Below are 11,742 nucleotides of genomic sequence, written 5' to 3'. Positions count from 1 at the left end.
CGCCAAACCATCCCACGCAGCAGCCACCGACACCATCGGCGCCGAACCCGCACCCCGCAGCATGTTCAACGAATTGATCTCAGGAGGCAAAGTCACAAAACTCACCGGCTCAACCCTCTTCCCTTACAGAGTCAGACGTTCGCTGTTCGACGTGTGTGGAATATTGCCTGGGAGGGCCGCGCACGCGTGGCCGATATCGCTTGGTTGCTAGGTGCCGTTCGGCCCGTTGCTGCCCGGAGCGCCTGCGACGCCGCCCGTACCCGGAGTGCCCGCGAGACCGCCGGTACCGCCTGTACCAGGGTTACCGTCGGTGCCGCCGATGCCGTCGGTGCCGCCGCCTAGGCCAGTTCCGCCCGTGCCACCGTTGGCGTGGTTGCCGCCAGCGCCGCCGTTCGCGCCGTTGCCGGCCCCTCCACCGATGCCGGTGCCCGTCGGGTTGCCACCGCCGCCGCCGGTACCGCCGTTCCCGCCGGCACCGGAGTTTCCGGCGTTTCCGCCGTTCCCGCCGCCGTTGCCGTCGCCGCCGTCGCCGCCGGCACCACCGATGCCGCCCGAGGCGGCCGTACCGGCATTGCCGCCCTTACCACCATTCTGGTTGGTGCCAATGCCATTGCCGCCTTTACCGCCGGTACCCGACGTGCCGCCTGAGCCGCCCTGCCCGCCATTGCCACCGACTGCGCCTGCGGTGGTGTCGGTGCCGGCACCACCGTTACCGCCAGCACCACCGGCGCCGCCGGCACCGCTGGCACCACCGTTGCCGGCGATGCCGCCGGGGTTGGACCCGCTGGATGCGTTGCCGCCGTTGCCGCCTGTACCGCCGCCCCCGCCGGTGCCGCCGGCACCGCCGTTGCCCCCGGCACTCGCCGCCCCGTTGGTGCCGCCGCCGATCGCGGTGCCACCGGACGCGCCATCGCCACCGGCACCACCCGCACCAGCGTTGCCGCCGACGCCACCGTCTCGTCCCGCGTTGTTAGCAACCGTGTTGCTGTTTTGGCCAGCACCGGCATTTCCACCGGTACCGCCGTTGCCGGCGGCGCCACCGGTCCCGGCGCTACCCGCGTGACCACCATTCTGGCCATCGCCACCGGCACCCGCGTTACCGCCGGCGCCTCCCTTGCCGCCCGTACCACCGTTGCCACCAGCGCCACCAGTCGTACCGCCACCGTTGCCACCGGTACCCCCGGCGGAACCAATGCCACCCTTGCCACCGCTACCACCAACGCCACCGTCGGTAGTCGCGGTGCCGGTACCGCCCGTACCACCGTGGCCGGCATCCCCACCAGCGGCCCCGTTACCGCCGACACCGCCGACGGTGCGGTTGCCGGTGCTGTTACCGCCGATGCCGGCAGTCCCGGCGTTACCACCGTCGCCGCCGTCGCCGGCATTACCGGCGGTGCCGTGGTTGCCAGCCCCCAGGGCCGTACCCGCGGCACCGCCGTTGCCGCCGTCTCCGCCCTTGCCGCCGCCGCCCGCGTTACCGCCGGCGCCACCGGTGGTGCCGCTGGTTCCGTTTGTACCGTTACCGCCCTGGCCGCCTTTACCGCCGTTTCCGGCCTCGCCGCCATTACCCGCGTCACCAAGGACGGATCCGCCAGTACCGCCCGCACCACCGTCGCCGCCCCGGCCGCCGGTACCGCCAGCGGTTCCGGCGGTGCCGCTGGTAGTACCGGCGGTGCCGGTCGCGCCGTTGCCACCGCTGCCACCGTTACCGCCGTCACCGTGCGAACCGCCGGCGCCACCCTTGCCGCCGTTGCCGCCGGCCGCACCGTTGGTGTTCGCGCCGTTGTCGAAGCCATTGCCACCGTTACCGCCGTGCCCACTGTTGGTGGCATCGGCTCCATCAACGCCGTCGTTGCCAACGGTCGAGCCAGTGCCCGCCGCGCCACCGGTACCGACCGCGCCCGCATCGCCACCCTTACCGCCATTGCTGGCGTGGATGTTGCCCGCCGTGCCGTTGGCGCCGTCGCCGCCGTCACCGCCAAGGCCCGCAGCACCGCCGGCACCGCCGTCTCCGGCAGCACCCTGGGTTCCCGCCTTGGCAGTACCACCGTTACCGCCGGCGCCACCCTCACCACCGGCGCCGCCGGCACCACCGGCGCCACCGACTGTGGTCGGGTTCGTCGAGTTGGCGCCGGTACCGCCGGTTCCGCCTTGTGCGCCGGCGCCACCAGTACCGCCTGCGCCGCCATTGCCAGACACCGAGCCGCCGGCCCCGCCGTCACCACCGGCACCACCGAAACCGCCGCCAACACCGGCGCCACCGGCGCCGCCCGAGCCGACCCCGGCCGCGCCGGCCGCGCCCGTCAGACCCGCACCACCGGTGCCGCCCGCGCCACCGTTGCCACTCGCCCCCGCATCACCGCCGTGACCGCCGGCGCCACCGCCGGCCTGACCCATACCGCCGACACCGCCGGCGCCACCGTCACCAGATGTCGCACCGCCGGCACCGCCGTGACCGCCAGCACCGCCGAGACCCGCCTTCGATCGACCGAGGCCACCCTCGCCACCGATGCCGCCGGTACCTGTTTCCCCGCCGGCGCCACCGGTGCCACCGGCACCACCGTTGCCGGCCTGCGCCCCGCTGTCGCCACCGTGGCCGCCTGCGCCTCCGGCGCCGGTGCCGTCGCCGGCACCACCGTGGCCACCGGCACCACCGCTACCCAGCACACCGCCGGCACCACCGGTGCCGCCCACACCACCGGCGGCGTTCGACCCGGCGTCGGCGGCATAACCGTCGCCACCGACACCACCGTCGCCGCCATTGGTGGCGGCAGCGCCAGTAGCGCCGTTCGGACCACTACCGGCGCCGCCGCTGCCCTTTGACCCGCCGGCCCCACCGGAACCGGCGTTACCGCCCTGACCGCCCGTGCCGCCGTTGACGCTGCCCGAGTTGCCGTCACCACCGAGACCACCGGTGCCACCGACACCGGCCGCGCCACCGTCACCGCCGGCGCCTCCGGCGCCGAGCGCACCCGCAACCCCCTTGGCAGAGGCACCGCCGATACCACCGTTACCGCCGGCGGCACCCTGCCCGCCGATGCCGCCCTGGCCGCCGGTACCGCCGGTCCCTCCGCCGTCAGCGCCGTCCGCGCCAACACCACCGGTACCACCGACACCGCCGTCACCACCGGCACCACCGGCACCACCGGCACCACCGTTGCCCGCCAGCGACCCGGCCGCACCACCGGCGCCGCCGTTACCGCCGATACCGCCGGCCTCGCCCGTGTCGCCAACCAGACCCGTACCACCGGTCGCGCCCTGGGCGCCCGCGGCACCGGCCCCGCCGGCACCGCCGGCACCACCGTTGCCTACCGAGCCACCCGCGCCACCCGCGCCACCATTACCGCCGGCTGCACCGGTCACCGTGCCCGCGGCGGCGTTGTACCCGTCGCCGCCGGCACCGCCGTTGCCCCCGTTGGTGGCCGCGGCGCCCGCGGCGCCATTCGCGGCAGCGACGGTCCCGTTGCCGTTCAATCCGCCGGCCCCGCCGGCCCCGACGGTGCCGGCGTTACCGCCGAGCCCGCCTGCGCTGCCATGGATGTTGGTGATGGTGCCATTACCGCCGTGGCCGCCGTCACCGCCGAGGCCGGCGTCACCGCCGGCACCACCGGCACCGCCGGCACCCAGGTTGCCGAGCGGGTTCTGTGCCAGGCCGCCACGACCGCCGCCGCCGCCTTGGCCGCCGGCTCCGCCGACCCCGCCGGTACCGCCGATCTGGGACGGGTCAGCTGCGTAGGCGCCGACTGCGCCGGTGCCGCCCTGCCCGCCAATGCCGCCCTGGCCGCCGGTCCCGCCAGAGCCCGCCTTCGTACCGGCGTCACCGCCGGCACCACCGGTACCACCGTTGCCGCCGGTACCACCGGCACCACCGGTTTGGGTTGGGTCGGTGCCGGTTGCACCGATGGCACCGTTGCCGCCGGCGCCGCCCGCGCCGCCGTTGCCTACCAGACCACCGGCACCACCACGGCCACCGTTACCGCCATGAGCCCCTGGCGTGACGGCGTTCCAGCCCGCGCCACCGGTGCCGCCGTTGCCGCCAGTCAGGGCTGCGGCGCCTGCGGCACCTGTTGCTGCGGCGGTGGTCCCGGTGCCGTTCAGTCCGCCGGCCCCGCCGGCCCCTTGCGCACCGGCGTTGGCGCCCTGGCCGCCTACGCCGCCGTTGCGGACGGCAGCGTTACCGGCGCCACCTGTCCCGCCGTCACCACCGAGTCCCGCAGCACCGCCGTTACCACCGATTCCACCCACACCGGTGACGCCACCGGTGCCGGAACCCAGCGCGGTACCCGCGGCGCCTCCTGCCCCACCCTGACCGCCGGCGCCACCCGAACCGCCGAGACCGCCAGCCCCACCGGTAGCACCGGCGACTGTCGCGTCGGCGCCCTTGGCGCCGGTCCCACCGGCTCCGCCGAGCCCTCCGGCACCGCCGGCTCCGCCGTCACCGCCGTTGCCGGATGTCGTGCCACCGTGGCCACCGGCCCCGCCGACACCGCCGGTGCCACCGACCACTCCAGCACCGCCTGCACTACCGGGGGCGAGCCCGTTCGCACCCGCGGCGCCGGCCACACCGGCACCACCTGTACCACCCGCACCGCCGTTAGCGGTCGCACCGCCGTCACCACCGGCACCACCGGTCCCGCCGACCACACCCACGCCGCCGTTCCCGCCCTTGCCGCCCGCGCCGCTGCCGTCGCCGGCACCGCCCTCACCACCGGCGCCACCGTGACCGACCGCCCCGCCATTACCGCCGACACCGCCGTTGCCGCCCGCCGCGTTGGAGCCACCGGCGGCGGTGAGACCCGCTCCACCCGTACCGCCGTTACCGCCGCCGGTTGCCGCAGCACCGGCGGCGCCGTTTGCCGCACCGAGTGAACCCGCCCCGCCTGCACCGGCGATGCCGGGGTTGCCACCCACACCACCGGCACCGCCGTTGGGGGTGCCGATGTCGCCAGCGCCGCCGTCACCACCTTCGCCACCGAGCCCGGCCACGCCACCGGCGCCACCCACACCGCCGGCACCGAAGATGCCCGTGCCACCGGCGGCACCACCCGCACCGCCATTACCGCCCTGGCCTCCGCCGCCACCCGTCGCGCCGGCGACGACGGCGTCCGCACCGTCACCACCGAATCCACCAGCACCACCGACGCCACCGGCACCGGCCGTGCTGAATACCAGCCCTCCGTTGCCGCCCCGTCCCCCGGTTCCACCGGTGCCGCCGGCGATGGCCAACGACGGGTCGCCTTCACCACCGGCACCGCCCACGCCGCCGGCACCACCGGCGCCGAAGAAGCCGGCGTTTCCGCCCATGCCTCCGATACCACCGGTCAGACCGGCGGCGGCACCGATGCCGCCGGCACCGCCCATACCGCCGTTGCCGTACAAGATCCCGCCGGAGCCGCCATTACCGCCCTGGGCGCCGGCGCCGCCCGTACCGCCGATGCCACCACTGCCGAATAACCCGGCGGCCCCGCCGTTACCGCCGACCTGTCCCACAGCACCGGACCCACCGGCACCACCATTGCCCCACAGCAATCCGCCGGCACCACCGTTGGCGCCGGTGCCCGGCGCACCGTCGGTGCCGTTGCCGATCAGTGGGCGACCCAGCAAAGCCTGCGACGGTGCGTTGATCAGGTCTCCGACGAGCCCGAGCGGGCTGGCGGCGGCCGCCTCGGCGCTTGCGTAGGAGCTACCTGCGGCGTTCAACGCCTGCACGAACTGCTCGTGAAACGCCTGGGCTTGGCTGCTCAGCGTTTGATACCCCTGCGCGTGCGTCCCGAACAACGCGGCGATGGCCGCCGACACTTCGTCCTGGGCCGCCGGCAGCAGCGAGGTGAAGGGGCTGGCCCACGCACAATTGGCCTCGGACATCGACGTGCCCAGACTCTCCAGGTTCGTCGCGGCGAGGGCGAACAGATCCGGGGCAGCCACCAAATACGACATCGCTGAAACTCCTGTGGTTCATAGCCGACGAGGTCACTCGGTTTGGGAATGTACATCTTCGGTAAGCGAAAACACCAGATGCTGAAACGGGAATTTCCAGATTTTTCTATCTCACCGATTCGACGACTGCCTCCGCGCCCCTGCGCGCCAACCGCGCAGATGTTTGCGGGAGCCTGAAGGATTCAACCTTCAGCTATCCATCTTGGTGGGTCGACTCACACGGTCACTGACGTGAGCGATAAAGTGTTGTACGCCAACACTTTTCAGTTCATCAGTTATCTCGCAGTACCGAGCGGCCTACTGACGCCAGTTGAATAATTATTGTCAATAGCGTCAGAAACCAGCAGGGAAAGCGACTCGCCTGACACCGCCGTGACCGGGCGTAAAGTTTGCTGTGTGCCGCACTACCGCCTCGGGATTGCGAAGTGGCGATTGACAAATTTTCTCGGGAGTGTCACGGCAACGGCACGACGCAGAGCCAGCCAAACGGTTGCTGGAAGTAGACCGACCGGTCTTCTGATCTGCCGGCGTCGGCTACTTGCCGTACCGGCGATGCCGCATGCTGTAGTCGCGCAGAGCACGCAGAAAATCGACTCGCCGGAACGCCGGCCAGTGCGCCTCGGTGAACCACATCTCCGAGTAGGCGCTCTGCCACAGCAGGAAGCCGGACAGCCGCTGCTCCCCGGAGGTGCGGATGACCAGGTCGGGGTCCGGCTGCCCGGAGGTGTAGAGGTTCTCCGAGATCCCGTCAACCGTCACCACCTCGACGAGTTCCTCGGCGGTGGCGCCGTTGGCGAGTTCCTTGCTCAGCAACGCACGTACCGCACCGACGATCTCCTGCCGGCCGCCGTACCCCACCGCCACGTTGACGTGGAACGCGGCGTTCTGCGGGGTGGAATCCACCGCGTCGCGCAGCCGCCGGGCCGGTTCTTCACCCAGCAACTCCAGGTCTCCGACGGTCCGCACGCTCCAGCGGTTGGCCGGCGCGCAGATCTCCTCGACCACATCGGTGATGATCTCGATCAGCGCACCGAGCTCTTCGGGGTCGCGTTGCAGGTTCTCGGTGGAAAGTAGATAGACGGTGGTCATCTCGATGCCGGCGTCCTGGCACCACCGCAGCATCTCGGCGATCTTCACCGCCCCCATCCGGTAACCGACGCTGACGTCGTCGTACCCCAGGCTGCGCGCCCACCGCCGGTTCCCGTCGCACAGCACCGCGATATGCCGTGGCAACTCCGATCTGGACGCGGCCAGGCCCTGCCGGAGCCGTAGCTCGTAAAGCCGGTACAACGGCTCCTTGATCCGCGGCGGGACGATCTCCACGAAGATCCACACTACTGTGAACCGCACCAGTTTCCGGTGGCGAATTCGGGCTATATCACGTCATGTCATCAGGTTTCACTCAGCTGATTTCGCTACCCTGATCCGTGACCCCAACGGCCGAACACAAGACGAGGCAGAACAGATGAGCAGCCAATCCAGCACGCTCACCAACGCTGAGCCGAACAAGAACACTGAGCCGGACAAGGACGACTCCTCGCCGGTCCAGGCCGCCCAGGACGCCGTGGAGGGCGCCGCCCACCAGATCGCCGAGGGCGTCGCCAAAGTCCTGACCAAGCCCCGGTTCCGCGGCTGGATCCACGTCTACTCAGCCGGCACCGCCGTCGCCGCGGGCGCCTCGCTGGTGGCGGTGTCGTGGGCGGTGGATTCCACCAGGGCCGGTCTGGCGACAATGCTCTACACCTTCGCCACGATCATCATGTTCACGGTCAGCGCCACCTACCACCGGGTCAACTGGAAGTCCCCGACCGCCCGGATGTGGATGAAGCGCGCGGACCACTCGATGATCTTCGTGTTCATCGCGGGCAGCTACACGCCGTTCGCGCTCCTGGCCTTGCCTCCCGACCAGGCGAAACTGATGTTGTGGATCGTCTGGGGCGGTGCGGCCGGCGGCATTCTGCTCAAGATGCTGTGGCCTTCGGCGCCGCGCTGGGTCGGCGTGCCGCTGTACATCCTGCTCGGATGGGTCGCGGTCTGGTACACCGGCACCATCCTGCACAACGCCGGCGTGACGGCCATGGTGCTGCTGTTCGTCGGCGGCGCCCTCTACAGCATCGGCGGCGTGCTGTACGCCATCAAGTGGCCCGACCCGTGGCCGCGGACCTTCGGCTACCACGAGTTCTTCCACGCCTGCACCGCGGTGGCGGCGATCTGCCACTACATCGCGATGTGGTTCGTCGTCTTCTAGAGCTGGGTCACGTCGGCCGCTGACCAGTAGGCCTTCATCGCGGTGACCTTGCCGTCGCCGTCGAACACCATCGTCTCGATGGGCTCGATCCGCATCTTGCTGTCGCCCATCGCGACCGTCAGCCGGAAGTGGAAGGCCGCTTCGTTGCCAGATACCCGCAGCGTGACCAATTCGCATTCGCGTTGCGCGCCGGTCACTGCCGAATAGAAGCCGTGGATAGCACGGGTGCCGATGTGCACCTCACCACCCACCGGATCCTCCAGCGTGGCGTCGTCGGCGTAGAAGGCCGCCAGGTCCTCGGCGGTGCCGTCGCTCACCGTGGCGATGTAGCGATGCACGGTGTCGGTGATTGCTTGCACCCGCTCGGCATTTGGCATGTGACGCACGCTACTACCCGGGTACGTTCAGTGCGGTAGCCAGTGCCGCCGCGTCGGTCACCGGCAGGTCACACGTCCGGCCCCGGCACACGTAGGCGGCGTCGGCGCCGGCCACCTGGTTCCGCCCGGCCAGCAGCGGCGACGAGTCCGTCTGGCCGCCGACAACGATCGCCCCGCCGGGGGCCAGCCGACGGGCTTCGGCCAGCAATGATGCGGGCTGCTGGCAGGCGACGGCGATCTGCAGTGGCCCGCGTACCGCCGCCTCGGCCACCGCCAGCCAATGGCCGGCCGACCGAGGGGCCCGGGCCAGCAGCACCGCATGCGCGTCCAGTGTCTGGCCGGCAAGCCGTAGATATCGCTCGGCGCGGGTGCCAGCCACCAGGTGAGCCGCGGTCAGCAATGCCTCGGCGATTGACGAGGCTCCTGACGGCGTGGCCCCGTCCAGCGGGTCGGCGGGCCTCAGCAACAACTGCTCGGCGTCGTCGGCGGTGTCGAACCACCGGCCGGGATGCTGCGCATCCGCGAAATGCCTGATCGCGGTGTCCAGCAGACCGGTGGCCGCGGTGAGCGACGCCGGCTCCGCGGTCAGCTGGTGGAGCGCAAGCAGGCCGGTGGCCAGCATCGCATAGTCCTCCAGAATCCCCGCGCTGTCGCCGACCACCCCGCCCAGGCTCGCGCGGCGCAGCCGCCCGTCCACCAGGTGACGGTCCAGCAGCGCGGCCGCACAACGCTGCGCGGCCCGGGTCAACTGCGGGTCACTCAACGCGACGCCGGCTTCGGCGAGCGCGGTGACGGCCAGCCCGTTCCAGGCGGTGACCACCTTGTCGTCGCGTCCAGGTTGGACCCGGGTACGCCGCGCCGCCAGCAGCCGCTCGCAGACCTCGTCCAGGCGATCGTCGGGGTCCACCGACAGCCGCAGCACCGACGTGCCGTGCTCAAAGGTGCCGGCCTCGGCGACACCGAAAACCCTTGCCGCCCAACGGCCGTCGTCCGGACCTAAAATTTCGGCCAGCTGGGCCGGCGTCCACACGTAGGTCGAGCCTTCCCGGCCGTCGGCGTCGGCGTCCAGCGAGGAGACGAACAGGTCGCCGTCGGCGAGGTCGTCGAGCAGGAACCGCGCCGTCTGCGCGGTGATCCGCCGGGCCAGCGGGTCGCCGGTGCGTCGGAACCAGTGTGCATACCAGCGCAGCAGCAGCGCGTTGTCGTACAGCATCTTCTCGAAATGCGGCACCACCCAGGCGGTGTCGACACTGTAGCGCGCGAAGCCCCCGGCCAGCTGGTCATACATGCCACCGCGGGCCATCGCGCGGCCGGTGCGCGTCACCGCGGCCAGCACCGCCCGCGACCCGGTGCGCTCGTAGTGGCGCAGCAGCGCCTCCAGCAACGCCGACGGCGGAAACTTCGGAGCGCCACCGAAACCGCCGTGCTCGACGTCCTGGTCACCCAGCACGGCGGCCACCGCCTGATCACACAATTCCGGGGCCACCGCCGGGCCGCCGCCCGGCAACCCGGCGCTCATCGAGCGCAGCTCACCGGCGATGTGGTCCGAGGCCTCCTCCACCTCACCACGGCGTTCGCGCCAGGTCTCGCTGATCGCCGAAAGCAGTTGCAGGAAGCTGTCTTTCGGGTAGTAGGTGCCGCAGAAGAAAGGCCGGCCGTTCGGGGTCAGGAAGCATGTCATCGGCCAGCCGCCCTGGCCGGTGAGCGCGACGGTGGCGTTCATGTAGACCGCGTCGATGTCGGGGCGTTCCTCGCGGTCCACTTTGATACAGACGAAGTCGGCGTTCAGCACCTCGGCCACCCCGGGATCTTCGAACGATTCATGCGCCATGACGTGACACCAATGACAGGCGGCGTAGCCGATGGACAGCAAGATGGGCACGTCGCGGGTGGCCGCGTCAGCCAGCGCATGCGGCGTCCACTGCTGCCAGTGCACCGGGTTGTCGGCATGCTGACGCAGGTAGGGGCTGGTGGCGAGCGCGAGCGTATTGCGGCCGGCCTCAGCCGGGGTCATGAGCCGATCCCGGCGGCCGCGCGGACCCGTCGCCCCCTGGCGGCACGGGCGGGTCGTCCAATGCGTCGGTGCCCTCGTCCGCTGCCTGGTCGGCCTCGGGGTGCTGCCGGTCGAACGATTCGGGGACCTTCTTGAGCTGTCGGTTCATCGACCGCACCAGGAAGATGGTGGCGACCACCAGCAGCACCACGATCAACAACCCCAGTGGACTGGCCTTGCCAAAATCGGGCCCGTGGTTGCGGGTTCCGCCGTCTGCAATCACTGTGAGCACAAGAGCGTTCATCGGTCGCCTTCGATTCCGGCGAACAGATCGGTCTCCGGCAGGGTGGCCGGCACCCGCGACCGGGCCAGCTCGAATTCCTCGGTCGGCCATAGCCGCTGCTGCCAGGCGATCGGCGCGGCGAAAAACTCGGCATTCGGGTCGATCTGGGTGGCGTGCGCGAGCAGCGCGTCATCGCGCTGACCGAAATACGACGAGCATTCGACGCGGGTGGTGACCCGCTTCTCGAACTGGTCGTGCTCAGGCAGCCAGTGCTTGAGCCACTTGTCGAACGGCCCTTGCTGCCCGTGCTTTTCGAACTCGTCCTGCAGTAGCTGCATCCTGGCCCGCAGGAAGCCGTGCACGTAGTAGAGCTTGGACACCGTCCAGGGTTCCCCGGCGTCGCCGAAGCGGCGGTAGTCGCCGGCCGCCTCGTAGGCACCGACAGACACCTCATGGCAGCGGATGTGGTCGGGGTGCGGGTAGCCGCCGTTCTCGTCGTAGGTGATCATCACGTGCGGGCGGAATTCGCGGACCACCCGCACCAGCGCTGCAACCGATTCCTCCAGCGGCACCAGCGCAAAGCAACCCTCCGGCAGTGGCGGCGGCGGGTCGCCCTTGGGCAGCCCGGAGTCGACGAAGCCCAGCCAGGTGTGCTCGACACCGAGGATCTCGGCCGCTTTGGCCATCTCGTCGCGGCGAATCTCATGGATGTGTCCGCGCACGTCGGGCAGGTCCATCGCGGGGTTGAGAATGTCGCCGCGCTCACCGCCGGTCAACGTCACCACCAGCACCTGATGACCCTCGTCGGCGTACCGGGCGAGAGTCGCGGCGCCCTTGCTGGATTCGTCGTCGGGGTGGGCGTGCACCGCCATCAACCGCAGTTTGCTCACGTGCTCCCTTGTGT

General features: G+C 70.9%; 8 protein-coding genes. 1 reads left to right on the top strand and 7 read right to left on the bottom strand.

Annotated elements, in window-relative coordinates; translation table 11 throughout:
• The 3 genes from ACZYZ9_RS24765 to ACZYZ9_RS24755 form a co-directional block, all read right to left on the bottom strand.
• Positions 1–96: PPE domain-containing protein (locus ACZYZ9_RS24765; RefSeq protein ID WP_463828821.1), on the bottom strand; the 96-nt coding region annotated here is incomplete at its 3' end.
• A 111-nt stretch (positions 97–207) separates the two neighbouring features.
• Positions 208–5,937 carry a PE family protein gene (locus ACZYZ9_RS24760; RefSeq protein WP_463828815.1) on the bottom strand — a complete coding sequence of 1,910 codons (5,730 nt, stop codon included), beginning with the start codon at positions 5,935–5,937 and terminating at the stop codon, positions 208–210.
• Between the two features lie 534 nt (positions 5,938–6,471).
• Entirely contained in the window at positions 6,472–7,260 is a 789-nt protein-coding gene (locus ACZYZ9_RS24755) for a (2Z,6E)-farnesyl diphosphate synthase (protein ID WP_463828820.1), read from the bottom strand.
• 142 nt (positions 7,261–7,402) lie between these two features.
• Here ACZYZ9_RS24755 and trhA point away from each other — a divergent pair, with 142 nt between their 5' ends.
• Positions 7,403–8,185 carry a PAQR family membrane homeostasis protein TrhA gene (gene trhA, locus ACZYZ9_RS24750; RefSeq protein WP_463828814.1) on the top strand — a complete coding sequence of 261 codons (783 nt, stop codon included), beginning with the start codon at positions 7,403–7,405 and terminating at the stop codon, positions 8,183–8,185.
• Here the strand turns inward: trhA and ACZYZ9_RS24745 are convergent.
• From ACZYZ9_RS24745 to mca, 4 genes are read right to left on the bottom strand one after another with little or no spacing between them, the layout of a single operon-like run.
• Complete coding sequence (locus ACZYZ9_RS24745; protein ID WP_463828813.1) at positions 8,182–8,562, bottom strand: nuclear transport factor 2 family protein; 381 nt, start codon at positions 8,560–8,562, stop codon at positions 8,182–8,184. The two genes, trhA and ACZYZ9_RS24745, sit on opposite strands and share 4 nt — an antisense overlap.
• Before the next feature lie 13 nt (positions 8,563–8,575).
• Entirely contained in the window at positions 8,576–10,576 is a 2,001-nt protein-coding gene (locus tag ACZYZ9_RS24740; RefSeq protein WP_463828812.1) for a thioredoxin domain-containing protein, read from the bottom strand.
• The gene (locus ACZYZ9_RS24735) at positions 10,563–10,859 is read right to left on the bottom strand and encodes a hypothetical protein (RefSeq protein WP_463828811.1); all 297 of its coding nucleotides are present in this window, start codon (positions 10,857–10,859) and stop codon (positions 10,563–10,565) included. The genes ACZYZ9_RS24740 and ACZYZ9_RS24735 overlap by 14 nt, the downstream gene beginning before the upstream one ends.
• Complete coding sequence (gene mca / locus ACZYZ9_RS24730) at positions 10,856–11,728, bottom strand: mycothiol conjugate amidase Mca (RefSeq protein WP_463828810.1); 873 nt, start codon at positions 11,726–11,728, stop codon at positions 10,856–10,858. Before mca ends, ACZYZ9_RS24735 begins: the two co-directional genes overlap by 4 nt.
• Between the last annotated feature and the right edge of the window lie 14 nt (positions 11,729–11,742).

Source organism: Mycobacterium sp. IDUB_28 (assembly GCF_055419285.1).
This window is presented reverse-complemented; position numbering and strand designations above follow the sequence as displayed.

Excerpts from the sequence above, each read along its gene's own strand:
- ACZYZ9_RS24760 (WP_463828815.1), bottom strand. The coding sequence starts at position 5,937 with ATGTCGTATTTGGTGGCTGCCCCGGATCTGTTCGCCCTCGCCGCGACG.
- trhA (WP_463828814.1), top strand. The coding sequence starts at position 7,403 with ATGAGCAGCCAATCCAGCACGCTCACCAACGCTGAGCCGAACAAGAAC.
- ACZYZ9_RS24745 (WP_463828813.1), bottom strand. The coding sequence starts at position 8,562 with ATGCCAAATGCCGAGCGGGTGCAAGCAATCACCGACACCGTGCATCGC.
- ACZYZ9_RS24740 (WP_463828812.1), bottom strand. The coding sequence starts at position 10,576 with ATGACCCCGGCTGAGGCCGGCCGCAATACGCTCGCGCTCGCCACCAGC.
- ACZYZ9_RS24735 (WP_463828811.1), bottom strand. The coding sequence starts at position 10,859 with ATGAACGCTCTTGTGCTCACAGTGATTGCAGACGGCGGAACCCGCAAC.